A 17,089-nucleotide genomic window follows, 5' to 3' on the forward strand; every position below is an offset into this window, starting at 1 on the left:
AGGAGCTTTTTATTTATTTGGATTGATAAATTATTTTATTCATAATTTGAAAATTACCATTTATAAAATATTTATTTACAGATTATTATTAATTCGTTTTGTTATTTCTTCAATAGTACCCATTCCGTCAAAAGTTAAAACTTTAATTTTTGACTTCATATATTCGATAGCTGGTCTAGTTGAATTCTCAAAAACTTCAATTCTTTTAAGATGAATATTAGCATCTTTGTCGTCTTTTCGATTAGAAGTTTCGGCTCTTTTTTTCGCCCTTTTTAAAAGTTCAGTTTTTGGAACTTCAATATTGATTACTTTCCCGATTTCGAGATTTTTAGATTTAACGAGTTCTATTAAATCATTTACTTGTGGTTCGGTTCTAGGATAACCATCTAATATTATTCCATTACTAGCCATGTTTTCATCTAATATTTTACTGAAAAGATCTTTCATTATGGAGTCAGGAACTAAATCTCCCTTTTCTTCATATTCAGACATTACTTTTCCTATTTCAGTTTCATTTTGTTTTTCTGCACGGCATTTATCTCCAGTTGAAATATGTTCAAATTTAAGTTCTTCTTTTAAAATTTCACATTGAGTACCTTTTCCAGAATAAGGAGGACCAGTTATTATTAATATTTTCATTTGTTTGTAATTTTAATTTTCTTTTGATCTGTAGGGAATTAAATTATTGGCATCGATTTAAACAAGAGATTACAAATTTACAAGAAAAAGAATTGTTCTTGTAAACAAAAAAAAACTCCAAAATCATAAGACTTTGGAGTTTTTGGAATTTCGTGGGCGATGAGGGGTTCGAACCCCCGACTACTTCCGATGAAAAATCGGAATGCTCTGAACTAACTGAGCTACTCTTTATTACTAATTAACTCTTGGAGTTTAATTCTGCTTTTCCAAGATTTGATCTGTAATTCTCTTTTGTGAGCTAATTCCTTAGTCTCATATTTTTCAGTATAAACGATTCTCCAATCATTTACGTTTCCCGTAAAACCTTTACTTTTTTGATTGTGTCGAATAAGCCTTTCTCCTAAATTAGAAGTAAATCCAATATAGAATTTATTCTTGCTTTCACTAAATAAAATATAAACTATAAAATTCATAAAAGTATATAAAGCAAAAAACTCCAAAATCATAAGACTTTGGAGTTTATCGAATTTGGTGGTCCTTACGAACCTGTTTACGAACCATTTTTTGCATGATTTGAAGAAACTTACTTTAAAATTTTGAATATAATTTTAGCCATTATTTTTGTTTCATTTTATAATTTGAAACAAAAAATAAATATTACCAACAAAATTTTCAAGCTATAATTTATTAATTTTGAAACACTTATAATGTTTTTTTTTTAAACGAGAAAGTAATAATCCCTTTTTACTTATCAGAATCGTTTAAAATTCTTTACAAGCCAATATCTTATCTATTACACTTTAAGAAGTAGAAAGTCAATCTTGTTAAATTCTATTTAATTAATTAGTTTATTTATTCTACTCTTCCCTTATCTGGAAATGCAAATAAAGTTTTTCCTAATTCTTACGACTTATAAATCAAATTATGTTTAATCAAAAAAAAAGTTATGGCAAAATTATCTATCACAAGTCAAATTAATTTTTCTTTTAAAATTTGCATTTTTTTATTTACTGTTAGTACAGTATCAGCTCAGGAACCTCAGAAAATAGAAGGCAAAATGGGTTATAATCAGCCAAATCAGTATATGGTTAAATCTGCAGTAAAACTTGCCGACAACATGGAACCTGTTATGCTTTTTGAGCAACAAAACGAAAATGCAAAAAAAAAGCTAGATGAGCTACAAAAGAAAACAGGAAAAAAACCAAATATAGTAATATTTTTACTCGATGACGTGGGTTATATGGATATGGGATTTAATGGAGGTGGTAATGCTGTAGGAAATGCCACTGCTGATATTGATAGATATGCACATTCAGGTCTAATTTTGACATCAGCCTATTCACAGCCTAGTTGTTCCCCTACCAGAGCCACTATTATGACTGGTCAAAATCAAATTCATCATGGTATTCAGTCTCCACCTATGTACGGGCAACCTGGTGGTTTACAGGGATTGACTACTATAGCACAATTATTATCAGCACAGGGTTATACAACACAGGCTATTGGAAAATGGCATATAGGAGAAAATGAAGGGTCACAACCTCAAAATGCGGGATTTGATGATTTTAGAGGATTTCTTTCTGTTTCTGATATGTATACGGAGTGGCGTGATCCTGCTTATAATCCAGAAGTTGCGTTAAGCCCAGATCGTTTTGATTATATAAATAAATTACCTTTTAATAAATCAGATGTTCATGCCTCAAAAGGAGGAAAAATAGAAAATCTTTATACGATTGATACCGAATCAATTAAAGATCTTGATCAAAAATGGATGCAATATGGAGTTGAGTTTATTAAAAAACAAAAAGGCAGTAAAAAACCTTTTTTTCTATATTATGGAACCAGAGGTTGTCATTTTGATAATTATCCAAATAGTTATTACTTAGGCAGATCACAGGCAAGAACCACCTACAGTGATTGTATTGTTGAAATGAATGATATTTTTAACACATTAATGAAAGCAATTGAAGAAAGTGGTGAAGCTGAAAATACTGTAGTCTTTTTTGGATCTGATAATGGACCTGAGGCTGAAGTGGCGCCACATGGTCGCACTCCATTTCGAGGTGCAAAAGGCTCAACTTGGGAGGGAGGTGTACGAGGTCCTGCTTTTGTTTATTGGAAAGGGATGATTCAACCGCGTGTCTCAGATGGACTATTTGATTTTGCAGATTTATTCAATACAGCATTATCGTTAGCGGGAAAACCGGGTGCTGAACTTGCAAAATTAGTACCTCCAAAAACTTACATTGACGGCATCGATCAGGCATCTTTTTGGATTAATGATGATGGTGTTTCAAATAGGAAAAGTGTTTTTTACTGTTGGAATGATGAAGTGTCTGCCGTACGAATTGATGAATTTAAATTTATGCCGATTGTTCAGATATTAAATTCTGTTGTGCAAGCTGGTCATATAGGAGGATTTAGTGGTACAATGCAACGCTCAAATGCAAGTAATATGTTCAATCTATATACTAATCCTCAAGAAGACGAAACTGTTGGGATAAGACATATTCCTCTTGGTGTTCCACTTCAAGCAGAGTATTTACGCTATAGAGAAGTTTTAAAAAAATACCCACCAAGGACACAGATAAGTCTTAAATAAAGAAATTAAATAATTCTAGTTATAATACAAACTTTTAAAGTATTCCAATTCAGATTAAAGAAAGTTGTTAAAATACATATATTATAATTCATAGCCTTACGGTCTTCGAATCCTTATACTCAATGTTTAAAGGCATTGAAAAAATTAAGATATAATTGTTTGATTACTTCGAACCAAAAAAAACCTCCAAAATCAAATGACTTTGGAGGTTTCTAAATTTTCGTGGGCGATGAGGGGTTCGAACCCCCGACCCCCTCGGTGTAAACGAGGTGCTCTGAACCAGCTGAGCTAATCGCCCTATTTTACTAGGTCGCTATCATTTCGTGATTGCGAGTGCAAATATACAGCTAGATTTTATATTTCCAAGTGTTTTTTAGAAAAAAAATAAAAATAATTTCAAATGTTATTTTATAATTCTATTTATCAGCTAATTAAAAAACTAAAAAAAATCCCCAATTTCTTAAATTTAGTTAAAAATCGAAAACTCAAAAGCTAATTCGTAATATTCTTTTGTATTCACTTGCTATAATCATACCTTTGCGTACCTTAATTGTACAATCAAATGGCTAGATTTCAAGAAAACGATTTACCGAAAGCTAAATTAGACTCTAACTCCCTTCAAAAAGCACTCCGAATTTTTAAATATGCCAAGAACCACAAATGGAAATTTTTCCTTGGCTTGATTTTCCTTTTATTAACTAGCGCCACTGCCCTTGCCTTTCCTAAATTAATGGGAATGCTGGTTAACTGTGTTGCCAATAAAGATCTTGATAAAGCAAATGAAATTGCCATTGCCTTAATGGGTATTTTGACTTTACAGGCGATTTTCTCCTTTTTCAGAATTTCACTTTTTGTAAATTTTACCGAAAATTCATTATCAAATATTCGTTTTGCATTGTATGAAAATCTGGTAAAACTGCCAATGTCGTTCTATTCACAAAAGCGTGTTGGAGAATTAAACAGCAGAATTAGTGCTGATATTTCGCAATTACAAGATACTTTCACCACAACAATCGCCGAATTTCTGCGTCAATTCATTTTAATTATTGGTGGATTTGTTATTTTAGGAAGCATCAGTACAAAGTTGACTTTAATGATGCTGGCTATTGTTCCTGTTGTTGCGGTTGCTGCGGTTATATTTGGAAGATTTATTCGTAAATACGGAAAGAAAACACAAGATAAAGTGGCCGAAAGTCAAGTAATTGTTGAAGAGACATTGCAAGGAATAAGCAATGTTAAGGCTTTCGCTAATGAATGGTACGAAATCCAGCGTTATAAAAATAAAATTAAAGAAATTGTACAAATCGCCATAAAAGGAGGACAATACAGAGGCTACTTTGCTTCGTTTATTATTTTATGTCTTTTTGGCTGCGTGGTCGCAGTAGTTTGGTACGGAATTACTTTAACAATAAAAGGCGAAGTTGAAGATGTTGGAGATTTAATTTCATTTGTTCTTTATACTACTTTTATTGGTGCTTCTTTTGGCGGTATTGCCGAAATGTATGCTCAGATTCAGAAAGCGGTTGGAGCAACTGAACGTGTTTTTGAACTTTTAGAAGAAACTCCAGAAGAAATCAATACAAATTCAAAAGTACATGCGATTGAGAAAATAAAAGGAAATGTCACTTTTAAAAATGTTGCATTTCATTATCCTTCACGAAAAGAAGTTCAAGTTTTGAAAGATGTAAATTTCTCAGCCGAATTTGGACAAAAAATCGCCATTGTGGGGCCTAGTGGTGCCGGAAAATCAACTATTTCTTCCTTATTATTACGTTTTTACGATATTACAGGAGGAGAAATTCTAGTTGACGGAAAAAACATTCATGATTATGATTTAGAAAATCTTCGTGGCAATATGAGTATTGTGCCTCAGGATGTAATTTTATTTGGAGGAACAATCAGAGAAAATATTGCGTACGGAAAACCAGATGCTTCAGACGAAGAAATTATCGCGGCGGCAAAACAGGCAAATGCTTTTAACTTTGTGGAAGGTTTCCCAGAAAAATTTGAAACGTTAGTTGGAGAACGCGGTGTAAAATTATCAGGAGGACAACGTCAGCGTATTGCAATTGCAAGAGCTTTACTTAAAAATCCGAGTATTTTGATATTAGACGAAGCAACATCATCATTAGACAGCGAAAGCGAAAAACTAGTTCAGGAAGCGCTAGAAGTCTTAATGGAAGGAAGAACAAGCATTATCATCGCTCACCGACTTTCAACTATTAGAAACGCGGATAAAATTCTAGTTTTAGACAACGGAAAAATCTCCGAAGAAGGAACACACCAAGAATTAATAAATCTTGAAAACGGAATTTATAAAAACTTAAGCAATTTGCAGTTTAGTAATTCTTAAATTAAATTTCAATTTTAGAAATTCCAAATTCCAATTATAAAGCAAACCCGACAGGTTTTTAAAACCTGTTGGGTTTATAATTTTATATACAAACACTATAAACTGGACTGAAGTCCAGCCCTACAATATATATCGAGCCAAAGGCTCTTTTTAAAGTTCCGAAGGAACGAACTATATTGTAGAGCTAGACTTCAGTCCAGTTTACACAAAGAATATCAAATAAAAAGGCTCCAATAAAAAATTGGAGCCTTATATATAAACTGTAAACTGAGACAGAAAACTGAAAACTATTTCCCCTTTCTACGTTTACGTTCGGCTTTAATCATTGATAATTCACGACTTGTCTGCCCTGCAACTGAAGTATTTTCTTCAGCACGACGAATCAAGTACGGCATAACATCTTTAACTGGTCCAAAAGGCAAATATTTAGCATCATTATAACCATTTTCAGCTAAATTGTAACTGATGTTATCACTCATTCCATACAATTGTCCAAACCAAATTCTATTGTCGTTTTTAGCAATTCCTTTTTGAGCCATCATTTCCATTAATTTATAAGAACTCAACTCATTGTGAGTTCCTGCAAAAATAGCCATAGTATCTAAATGCTCTAACATATAATGAACAGCAGCGTCATAGTTCACATCTGTAGCTTCTTTAGAAACACAAATTGGCGAAACATATCCTTTTTCTTCTGCACGTTTATTTTCTTTTTCCATGTAAGCGCCGCGAACTAATTTCATTCCAATAAAGAAACCTTCATTCTTAGCGACTTCATGCAATTTTTTCAAATAATCTAAACGATCCCAACGATACATTTGTAATGTATTAAATACAATCGCTTTTTCTTTATTGTATTTGCGCATCATGTCGGTTACTAAATCATCAGCAGCATCCTGCATCCAGCTTTCTTCACCATCAATTAATAACGCAACATCTTTTTTATGTGCTTCATTACATATTTTATCAAAACGAGCTACCACTCTATCCCATTCTGCTTGTTCTACAGACGTTAGAGTTTGTTTTTCTCCTAATTTCTCATATAATTCAAAACGTCCTAAACCCGTTGGTTTAAATACAGCAAACGGAATAGCAAGTCGTTCTTTTGCAAATTCTACAGTTCTTAAGGTCATTTCTAGCGCAGCATCAAACTGCTCTTCTTCCTCTTTACCTTCAACTGAATAATCCAATACAGATGAAACACCTTTTGTAAACATTTTATCTACAACAGAAAGGCAGTCATTCTCATTCACACCACCACAAAAGTGATCAAAAACAGTCGCACGAATCAATCCTTCAACTGGAAGATGCGCTTTAAGAGCAAAATTAGTTACAGCAGTTCCAATTCTTACAAGAGGCTCGCTGTCAATCATTTTAAAAAGAAAGTAAGCTCTATCCAGTTCTGTATCACTTTTTAGCGAAAATGCTACTTGAGTGTTATCGAATATTTTTTCCATTAAGTTTAGTTTTTGTGCAAAGATATAGAGTGTTTTGAATATTATTTACGAAATCGTGTGAAATTTTTCTAAATTATCAATACAGCAAATCGAAAGTTTAAATTATGAAGTAAAATTTTACCGCTTATTTATGAATTTATTCAAAATCTGTGATTTACTACTGTCAGATAATTAAAAAGTAATTTAGAATCATTCATTTTAAAACAAATTAGGACTAAACTTTGAATATTATTTAGCCTAAAAAGCCTTATTTTTGCGGTCTCAATTAACCTAAGAAGTATGAAATCTATTCAAGCAAATAATTATTTGGTGCATTTTAACCAAAATGCCTACGAAGCCTTAAATAACCATTTAAAAGAAAATAAGTATTCTAATCTCTTTATTATAGTAGATGACAAAACGAATGAATATTGTCTTTCTAAACTTTTACCACAAATTGAAACCGATTTAAACATCGAAATTATTGAATTTGAATCAGGTGAAGAAAATAAAAATATCGAGACTTGTATTCAAATCTGGAATGTACTTACTGAACTTGGAGCCGACAGAAAATCACTTGTAATCAATTTAGGCGGCGGTGTTGTTACTGATCTTGGCGGATTTGTTGCTTCTACTTTTAAAAGAGGGGTTGATTTCATAAATATTCCAACAACTTTATTATCTATGGTCGATGCTTCAGTTGGAGGAAAAACAGGTGTTGATTTAGGAAATCTTAAAAACCAGATTGGTGTAATCAATGTACCTCAAATGGTTTTAATTGATACCGAATATCTTCAGACTTTATCACAAAGCGAAATGCGTTCTGGTTTAGCTGAAATGCTAAAACATGGCCTAATATATGATGCAGCGTACTGGGAACAGTTTTTAGATATTAAATCTATCGATTATAATGGGCTTGATGAACTTATTTATCGCTCAGTTGAAATTAAAAATGATATTGTAATTCAGGATCCAACAGAAAAAAATATCCGAAAAGCATTAAACTTCGGGCATACGCTAGGGCATGCTATAGAAAGTTACTTTTTAGAAAGCGAAACAAAAACAACATTATTACATGGTGAAGCAATTGCTATTGGAATGATTCTGGAAAGTTATATTTCATTACAAAAAGACTTGATTACCGCTACAGAATATTCTGAAATAAAAACAGCAATAAAAAGCATTTACGACGATGTAAATATTGAAGAAAATGACATTGATCCAATATTAGAATTACTTATTCACGACAAAAAAAATGAATACGGATTAATTCAATTTGCATTGATTGAAGGAATCGGAAAAATAAAAATTAACCAATCGGTTGAAAATAAATTAATTCTAGAAGCGTTTCAAGATTATAAATCTTAAATATTTTTTAATCAAAAGCATTGCTTTAGGTATATATTATTTTTTACATTTGCCTCGATGAAAACAAACAGAAAACAAAGACATTTCAGCTCTTACAGAAACAGACTCAACAGTTCTTTATTAAGAATGCTGGATCGTTTTTATAATAGTAAAAGTCCGTTTTGTTTTGATGTTTTCCTTTGTTCAAAAGCCGAGCATGAAAAACTGCCGATTATTTTTGCCAATATTAGAGTTTGAATTTTAGATTTAGCGCCGTTTTTACTAAATTTAAATACAAATTAAAATATTGAAAATTAAATGAATACAAAATATTCTGATCTAATAAACCAAACATACTATTTTCCACAGGAGGAATTTAAATTAAACAAAGACAATCTTCAGTTTCATAATATCGATTTAATGAAGCTTGTTGAACAGTACGGAACTCCGTTGAAGTTTACTTATTTGCCTCAAATTTCTGAAAACATTAACAAGGCAAAATCTTGGTTCAGAAAAGCAATGGAAAAAAATAAATACGAAGCAAAATATTACTATTGCTATTGTACTAAAAGCTCTCATTTTGAATACATTATGAATGAAGCTTTCAAGAATAACATTCATATTGAAACTTCGTCAGCATTTGACGTTAATATTGTTGAGAATTTGCTTGAAAACGGCAAAATCAATAAAAGCACTTACGTTATTTGCAATGGTTTTAAAAGAGATGAATACATCAGTAATATTGCACGATTAATCAATAACGGACATAAAAATACTATTCCGATTATTGATAATTACGAAGAACTTGATTTGCTTCAGGGCGAAATTAAAGGGAAATTCAAAATTGGAATTCGTATTGCTGCGGAGGAAGAACCTAAATTTGAGTTTTATACTTCAAGATTAGGAATTGGTTATAAAAATATTGTTTCGTTCTATAAAAAACAAATTCAGGAGAATGACAAACTTGAGCTTAAAATGCTTCACTTTTTCATTAACACCGGAATCAACGATACATCATATTACTGGAATGAGCTTGTAAAATGTATTAAAGTTTACATTGCACTTAAAAAAGAATGCCCTACTCTTGATGGCTTGAACATTGGAGGTGGTTTTCCAATTAAGAATTCGCTTGCTTTTGAATATGATTATCAATATATGATTGATGAAATTATCAATCAAATTAAAATTGCTTGTGAAGAAGCTGAAGTTGATGTTCCAAATATCTTTACAGAATTTGGTTCGTTTACAGTAGGTGAAAGTGGTGGCGCAATCTATCAAATTTTGTATCAAAAACAACAAAATGATAGAGAAAAATGGAATATGATCGATTCATCGTTCATTACTACTTTGCCAGATACTTGGGCTATAAATAAACGTTTTATTATGCTGGCAATCAACCGCTGGAATGATACTTACGAACGGGTTCTATTAGGAGGACTGACTTGTGATAGTGACGATTATTACAACTCTGAACAAAATATGAACGCAATTTATCTGCCTAAATACAACAAAGAAAAGCCATTATATATTGGTTTCTTTAATACTGGTGCGTATCAGGAAACTATTGGAGGTTATGGCGGTTTACACCACTGCTTGATTCCGCAGCCAAAACATATTTTGATAGATCGTGACGAAAACGGAATTCTTGCAACAGAAGTTTTCTCAGAACAACAAACTTCTGACGATGTTTTAAAAATATTAGGCTACAAGAAAAAAATATAAAAATAACGCAAATTAAAAAGTTAATTACTTTAAATTTATTAATTTGCAGTAAGATCGTAAAAGGTTAAAAACTTTTTAATTCAAACAAAAACAAAAAAAAGGAAATGAAAGGACCAATCAGTCAGTTTATTGAAAAACATTATTTACACTTTAACTCTGCTTCACTGGTAGATGCAGCTAAAGCGTATGAAGAGCAATTAGCAAGTGGAGCTAAAATGCTTGTAAGTATGGCTGGAGCTATGAGTACAGCTGAAATTGGTAAAATTTTTGCAGAAATAATTAGACAAGATAAAGTACAAATTATTTCGTGTACTGGAGCCAATCTAGAAGAAGACATCATGAATTTAGTAGCTCATTCGCACTACGAAAGAGTTCCTAACTACCGTGATTTGACACCAGAAGATGAATGGGCATTGCTTGAAAGAGGGTTAAACCGTGTAACAGATACTTGTATTCCTGAGCATGAGGCTTTCAGACGTTTGCAAAAACACATCTACAAAATCTGGAAAGATGCAGATGACAAAGGAGAGCGTTATTTTCCACACGAATTCATGTACAAAATGTTATTGTCTGGTGTTCTTGAAGAATATTATGAAATTGACTTAAAAGACAGCTGGATGTATGCAGCAGCTGAAAAAAATCTTCCAATTATCGTTCCAGGTTGGGAAGATAGTACAATGGGAAATATTTTTGCGTCATATGTAATTAAAGGCGAATTAAAAGCGTCAACAATGAAATCTGGAATTGAGTACATGACTTTCTTAGCAGATTGGTACTCAAAAAACAGCAGTAACGGTATCGGATTCTTCCAAATTGGTGGTGGTATCGCAGGTGACTTCCCTATTTGTGTTGTTCCAATGCTTTATCAAGATATGGAAATGCACGATGTTCCTTTCTGGAGTTATTTCTGTCAAATTTCTGATTCAACAACTAGTTACGGATCATATTCAGGAGCTGTTCCAAATGAGAAAATCACTTGGGGTAAATTAGACATCAAAACCCCTAAATTTATTATCGAATCGGATGCTACGATCGTTGCGCCGTTAATTTTTGCATATTTATTAGATTTATAGGATATTTTTTATGAAAAGAGTTATAGTAGACTACGCCAAACTGACAAACGAAATTTTAAACCTTTTGGTTGAAAAATTTCCTGATGGTTATGATGATTCGGATGTTATCCGTTTTAGAAACGCTAAAAACGAATTAGTAGAAGCTGTTGAAGTACGTACTGAAGACACTATTTATTTAGTAAAAATTAGTACTAAACTTGCTGACAGAATTGAAAATTATGACGAAGATGATGATATCGATCTTGATGTTGACACAATCGAGCCAGTAAAAGGGCTTGATCTTGATGATGATGCAGCTGATGATGACGATGATGAAGATGACAATCAGGATAAACCAGATACTGATGGTGGTGACGATGATGATGAAGACAGAGACCCAGACGATATAGCTGATGAAGATGATGACGAAGATGATGAAGACTAATCATTTTAAATTATAAAAACGAAGGAACTCAAAAGAGTTCCTTTTTTTTATCAACCATTATTTGTATTTGTAAGAAATTAATTATATTTAATTTTTTAAAGCAATTATTTAAAGTTATAACCAATATTACATGACTTCGGAACTATTACATGCCAAATTAAAAGAGAACTTTGGATTTGAAAAATTCAGACCTAATCAAGAAACCATTATAACAACGGTTTTATCTGGTCAAGATACGCTCGCCATTATGCCAACAGGGGGCGGAAAATCAATTTGTTTTCAATTGCCAGCACTTATTTTGCCAGGAATTACGATTGTAATTTCTCCTTTGATTGCATTAATGAAAGATCAGGTTGACAGTTTAAAAACAAACGGAATTTCTGCATGTTTTATTAACAGCAGTCAAACATCTGAAGAACAGCAATATTATATTGATAATTTAAGGTCAAATACTTTTAAACTCGTTTACATTGCACCAGAAAGTTTATCTTATTTAGATAATGCTTTTAACGAATTGACAATCAGCTTAATTGCAATTGACGAAGCGCACTGTATTTCATCTTGGGGACATGATTTTCGTCCAGCCTATACAAATTTAGGATATTTAAAAAACCGCTTCCCTTCTACTCCAATCCTTGCATTAACTGCAACGGCAGATAAAGCAACTCGTGTAGATATCACAGAACAGTTGAACTTAAAAAATCCCAAGACTTTTGTAGCCTCATTTGATCGTGCAAATTTAAGTCTTGAAGTTCGTCCTGCGCTAGACCGAGTGAAACAAATTATTGATTTTGTTGAAAACAAACCTAACGAGTCTGGAATTATTTATTGTTTAAGCAGAAAAACAACAGAAGAACTTGCTGAAAAATTATCTAAAAATGGTATTTCTGCGAAAGCGTATCACGCAGGTTTAGATAATACAAAACGAGCAAAGACTCAAGATGAATTCATTAATGACGACTGTCAAGTGGTTTGCGCTACGATTGCTTTCGGGATGGGGATTGACAAATCGAATGTTCGTTGGGTAATTCATTATAATCTTCCAAAAAACATTGAGGGTTATTATCAGGAAATTGGGCGTGCGGGCCGTGATGGTATGCCAGCCGAAACTGTTTTATTTGAAAGTTATGCCGATGTAATTCAGCTTCAAAAATTTGCTTCTGAAGGATTGAACTCTGATGTTCAACTTGCGAAATTAGATCGAATGAAGCAATATGCAGATGCTGTAAGCTGTCGCAGAAAAATATTGCTTTCCTATTTTGGAGAATTAGTAACTGAAAATTGCGGAAACTGCGATATTTGCAAAAATCCTCCAACTTTTTTCGATGGGACTATTCTCGCGCAAAAAGCCCTTTCGGCTATAACGAGATTGCAAGAATCTGAACCATTAGCCGTAATTGTAGATTTTTTACGAGGCTCAAAAAACGCGTATATCTACGAAAAAAATTATCAAACGCTAAAAACGTACGGAATTGGCGCTGATGTTTCTTGGTACGATTGGAATCAATATCTAATTCAGCTAATTAATTTAGGATATTGCGAAATTGCGTTTCATCAACACAATAAAATTTTGCTCACCACTTTTGCTAAAAAAGTTTTGTTCGAAGGAGAAAAAGTAAAGCTAACAACCGTAGTTAAGAAAGTAATTGATAAAAATGAAATAAAACAAGAAAAAGCAAAAGCAACTAAAAATTCATTATTTGAAACGCTTAGAAAATTGCGTTATGAAATTGCACAGGAAGAAGAAGTTCCGGCATACGTGATTTTCAGCGATGCTTCTTTAAGGCAAATGGAAATTTTAAGACCAATGAGTGATGATGAATTTCTTGCTATTGAAGGTGTTGGAAGAGCAAAATTAGAAAAATATGGTTCGGATTTCATTAACGCAATCATCGAATTCCAAAGAAATAAATCGGTTGTTAAGAAAGAAAAAAAGGAAAGCACTTATGTAAAAACTTTGGAGTTATTTCAAAATGGGCTTTCTATTGAGGAAATTGCCGGACAAAGAAATCTAGGCGAAACTACGATTGTTTCTCATTTAGCAAAATTGTACGCTGACGGAAATGATTTAGATTTAAGTCAGTTTGTTTCTGAAAAAGAAATCGATCAAATTCAAAAAGCTCAAATTGAATTAGAAAGTCCTACCGCTTTAAGACCCTATTTCGAATATTTCGAAGAAAAAATGTCTTATGATAAAATCCGATTTGGATTGGCTTTTATTGAGAGAAAACAACAAACTATTTCATAAGAATACTCACTTTTGTCAAATGACAAGATTGCATAAAAAAAATCCTGTGAAATAACTTCACAGGATTTTTTTTATATAATTATTTAAAGCCTTACAAATACCTTTCTTCAAAAACTTTTTGATGATGTTTTTGATGGCCAATAACCACAAAACCTAATGCTCTAACTGAAATCTGATTATTAGAGGCAGTTCCAATTCTTTTAAGTTGTTCTTCAGATAAGCTTTTGTAAAACAATAAAGTTGAATGTCTTAACGCCGAAAATTCAGTTAATAATTCCTGAATACTTCTTTTATTTGAATCTGTACTATTTGCATAATCATCTTCCTCAAAACTTGGCAAAGGCGTTTTATCATTTCTCGAGAATCTTAAAGCGCGATAAACAAAAATACGCTCACAATCCAAAAGATGCTGAATAATATCTTTTATTGTCCACTTTCCTTCTGCATAACGATAATCAAATTTATCCATTGGAATATCTTGAACAAATCTGATGAAGCTATGTAGAGAAATTTCTAACTCTTCAATCAAATTTACATTTCCAGCTTCGCGAATATAATTAGCAAATCCGCCAGAATATTCGTTTTCTAATAATTGATCTGAATTCATTTTATAATTTTTAAGCAGAGTTTCTACTCGCGTTTGTATTTCCAAAAAGAGATCTAGTAACAATTTTCTCGTACACTTTGATCAATTCTTCATTACCTTCTTTTTTATTCAATTCGTTGATTCTCAAAAGAGCATATTGCTGAATTGTCAACAAAGGCAAAACAATGCGCTCTCTAATCTGAATTGAGGCAATACCATCAGGATAATTTTCCATTAAAGTTTTATGTCCAGCAATTTTAAGCAAAAGTCGTTTTGTTTCTGAAAATTCATCAAATATAATTTGCCAAAACTCACCAAACTCAGGGTCTTTACTCATATATGCAGTCAATGGCAAGAATGATTTTGCTAATGACATCATACTGTTTTCAAGTAGTGTTTTGAAAAATAATGAATTATGATACAAATCACTCACTTTATCCCATTGTCCTGACTCTTCAAAATATCTTAAAGCAGATCCTACTCCAAAAAATCCTGGTACATTTTGCTTCAATTGGCTCCAAGAACCAACAAACGGAATTGCTCTTAAATCAGCAAAATCCAAAGATTCTGATTTGCTTCTTTTTGAAGGGCGACTTCCAATATTAGTTTTTGAGTAATATTTCAGCGTACTCATTTTCTCCAAATACGGGATAAACTTCGGGTGATTTTTAAAACTCAAATATTTATCATATCCTAAAGTAGCCAATTGCGTTAAAATAGCAGTTTCTTCTGGACTTAATTCATTTTCTTCTTTCTTAAATACTTGGTTTGTAACTCCAGCACTTAATAAGTTTTCGATATTATAACGGCATGAGTCCAAAGTTCCAAAATTTGAACTAATTGTTTGTCCTTGAACAGTTATCTGGATTTCATTATTTTCAATTTTTGGTCCTAATGAAGCGTAGAATTTATGTGTTTTTCCTCCTCCACGAGCTGGCGGTCCACCACGCCCATCAAAGAAAATAGCTTTGATGCCGTATTTTCTAGAGATTTCTGTCAATGAAATTTTAGCCTGATAAATACTCCAGTTTGCCATTAAATAACCACCATCTTTTGTTCCGTCAGAGAAACCAAGCATGATAGTTTGCTTATTTCCTCTTGCTTGCAAATGCTTAGCATACTCTGGATTTGTATACAATTGCTCCATGATAGAATGCGCATTCTGCAAATCGTCAACCGATTCAAAAAGTGGAATAATGTCAACTGTAGGGTTTTCCCAGTTATTCAAACGAATCATGGCAAAAGTTTCCATTACGTTCAAAGCACTTTCATTATTACTGATAATGTAGCGATTTGCGCCTTCTTCACCATTATTTTGCTGAATTGTTTTAATCGCTTGAACAGACTCTAAAGTTGATCTTGTAATTTCATCTTCAAAATCACTCGGATTTAAGTCTCCTTTTACTTTTGATAAAACGTCGATTTTTTGATCTTCAGTCAGTTCATAATAATTTTTCGGAAAAATAGCTGAACCCGAATTCAAATAATGATTCACTACATCTTTAAATACAGCATTATGAATTTTACTATTCTGACGAATATCTAAAGTTGCAAAATGGAATCCAAATAAATTGATTTTCACCAAAAATGCCTCTAATTCGTCTAAATATAAAGACTGGTGTTTTTCAATAATAATTGTTCTGATTTTATCAAGCTGCGTCAATAATTCGTCTAAAGTAATGAAAATTTCACCTTTAGAATAAAATACAGAACGATAAAGCTTATGTTCAAGTTCAGACACTAAAACATCTACACCTGAGAAAGTTAGCTTGCGTTTTAAATTTCTCATTTCAATATAATAACATTTCAAAATTGATGTACGCAAACGATCTGCAACTTTCAAAGTAATATCAGTAGTAACAAAAGGATTTCCGTCTCTATCACCTCCTGGCCAGAAACCTAGTTTGATTAATTGGTTCTGAATTGGATTTCCATCATGAAGATTTTTTTGAAGATAATGTACAATTTCACCCGCAGTTGCATAAAATACATTTTCAAGATACCAGATCAAACTTACAGCTTCGTCGTAAGGATTTGGTTTTTCATGCTGGATAAAAGGAGTTTTTCCTAGCTGTGCCAATAATTGTTTAATCTGCAATAAATCATTCTGACGAATTGCTTCGGTCAAGTCATTAATAATTCCTAACACTGGACCAGGATAAAATTGAGTTGGATGCGCCGTTAAAACCGTTCGAACATTGAAATTTTCTAAAAATTCAACCAATTCATCATCCTTCTCCTTTGCATCAGCCTTTTCTTTTATATCGCGCAAAGAACCGCGTCCTTCCATATTATTAACTTCAGGAAAAGCTGCATCCTCGATAGCATCAAATAATACAATTTGACGCTCTATATATTGAATAAAACGAAACATCAAATCAATTTTTTCAGTCTCTGAAGCATTGTTCAGAAATTTATTCGAGAAAAAATCAAAAATTTCTTTTGGTGTTTCTTGTTTTTTAAATCCCGTTTCGCAAGTCTCTGTAAACAAAGGCAATAAAACTCCAGTATTATCGATAGAGTCAAATGGTAATGTTATAAAGACACTATTATAGATGTGGTATTTAGAAAGAACGTCTTGGTTAAAACGTTCAATTTTTGGTAACGTGTACATAATTGTGTTGTAGTTGTTTGGTTAATTAGTCATAAAAAAACCCCA

Annotated in this window: 13 protein-coding genes and 2 tRNA genes; 8 read left to right on the plus strand and 7 right to left on the minus strand. The window is 32.3% G+C overall.

Going from position 1 to position 17,089, the window contains the following annotated elements:
- Positions 1-75 precede the first annotated feature (75 nt).
- From RB619_RS19840 to RB619_RS19850, 3 genes are all read right to left on the minus strand, one after another.
- Positions 76-639, minus strand: coding sequence for a nucleoside monophosphate kinase (locus RB619_RS19840; protein ID WP_308100787.1), 564 nt, complete (start codon positions 637-639; stop codon positions 76-78).
- 153 nt (positions 640-792) lie between these two features.
- Positions 793-866, minus strand: a tRNA-Lys gene (locus RB619_RS19845).
- On the minus strand, positions 861-1,145 hold the full coding sequence (locus tag RB619_RS19850) for a GIY-YIG nuclease family protein (protein WP_308100789.1): 285 nt from the start codon (positions 1,143-1,145) through the stop codon (positions 861-863). The genes RB619_RS19845 and RB619_RS19850 overlap by 6 nt, the downstream gene beginning before the upstream one ends.
- A gap of 440 nt (positions 1,146-1,585) precedes the next feature.
- On the opposite strand from RB619_RS19850, the gene RB619_RS19855 reads away from it, so the two are divergent.
- Positions 1,586-3,241 carry a sulfatase-like hydrolase/transferase gene (locus RB619_RS19855; RefSeq protein ID WP_308100791.1) on the plus strand — a complete coding sequence of 552 codons (1,656 nt, stop codon included), beginning with the start codon at positions 1,586-1,588 and terminating at the stop codon, positions 3,239-3,241.
- Between the two features lie 223 nt (positions 3,242-3,464).
- Here the strand turns inward: RB619_RS19855 and RB619_RS19860 are convergent.
- Positions 3,465-3,539 (minus strand) — tRNA-Val (locus RB619_RS19860).
- Positions 3,540-3,803: 264 nt separating this feature from the next.
- Between RB619_RS19860 and RB619_RS19865 the strand changes: the two genes are divergently transcribed.
- Positions 3,804-5,594, plus strand: a complete 1,791-nt coding sequence (locus tag RB619_RS19865) for an ABC transporter transmembrane domain-containing protein (RefSeq protein WP_308100792.1) — start codon at positions 3,804-3,806, stop codon at positions 5,592-5,594.
- A gap of 287 nt (positions 5,595-5,881) precedes the next feature.
- Here the strand turns inward: RB619_RS19865 and RB619_RS19870 are convergent, their stop codons facing one another.
- Positions 5,882-7,051 (minus strand): proline dehydrogenase family protein, encoded by a 1,170-nt coding sequence (locus tag RB619_RS19870; RefSeq protein WP_308100794.1) that lies wholly within the window; start codon positions 7,049-7,051, stop codon positions 5,882-5,884.
- Positions 7,052-7,330: 279 nt separating this feature from the next.
- Between RB619_RS19870 and aroB the strand changes: the two genes are divergently transcribed.
- The 6 genes from aroB (at position 7,331) to recQ (ending at position 13,844) form a co-directional block, all read left to right on the plus strand.
- Positions 7,331-8,398 (plus strand): 3-dehydroquinate synthase, encoded by a 1,068-nt coding sequence (aroB, locus tag RB619_RS19875; protein ID WP_308100796.1) that lies wholly within the window; start codon positions 7,331-7,333, stop codon positions 8,396-8,398.
- Positions 8,399-8,455: 57 nt separating this feature from the next.
- Positions 8,456-8,635, plus strand: a complete 180-nt coding sequence (locus tag RB619_RS19880; RefSeq protein WP_144336256.1) for a hypothetical protein — start codon at positions 8,456-8,458, stop codon at positions 8,633-8,635.
- A 60-nt stretch (positions 8,636-8,695) separates the two neighbouring features.
- The gene (locus tag RB619_RS19885; protein ID WP_144336257.1) at positions 8,696-10,099 is read left to right on the plus strand and encodes an arginine decarboxylase; all 1,404 of its coding nucleotides are present in this window, start codon (positions 8,696-8,698) and stop codon (positions 10,097-10,099) included.
- 104 nt (positions 10,100-10,203) lie between these two features.
- Positions 10,204-11,172 carry a deoxyhypusine synthase family protein gene (locus RB619_RS19890; protein WP_308100800.1) on the plus strand — a complete coding sequence of 323 codons (969 nt, stop codon included), beginning with the start codon at positions 10,204-10,206 and terminating at the stop codon, positions 11,170-11,172.
- Positions 11,173-11,182: 10 nt separating this feature from the next.
- Positions 11,183-11,596 (plus strand): DNA primase, encoded by a 414-nt coding sequence (locus RB619_RS19895; RefSeq protein WP_308100802.1) that lies wholly within the window; start codon positions 11,183-11,185, stop codon positions 11,594-11,596.
- 130 nt (positions 11,597-11,726) lie between these two features.
- Positions 11,727-13,844 (plus strand): DNA helicase RecQ, encoded by a 2,118-nt coding sequence (gene recQ, locus RB619_RS19900; protein WP_308100806.1) that lies wholly within the window; start codon positions 11,727-11,729, stop codon positions 13,842-13,844.
- A gap of 91 nt (positions 13,845-13,935) precedes the next feature.
- Here the strand turns inward: recQ and RB619_RS19905 are convergent, their stop codons facing one another.
- On the minus strand, positions 13,936-14,451 hold the full coding sequence (locus RB619_RS19905) for a DinB family protein (RefSeq protein WP_308100808.1): 516 nt from the start codon (positions 14,449-14,451) through the stop codon (positions 13,936-13,938).
- 10 nt (positions 14,452-14,461) lie between these two features.
- Entirely contained in the window at positions 14,462-17,044 is a 2,583-nt protein-coding gene (locus RB619_RS19910; protein ID WP_308100809.1) for a phosphoenolpyruvate carboxylase, read from the minus strand.
- Between the last annotated feature and the right edge of the window lie 45 nt (positions 17,045-17,089).

Source organism: Flavobacterium sp. LHD-80 (assembly GCF_030929605.1).
Taxonomy (GTDB): Bacteria; Bacteroidota; Bacteroidia; order Flavobacteriales; family Flavobacteriaceae; genus Flavobacterium.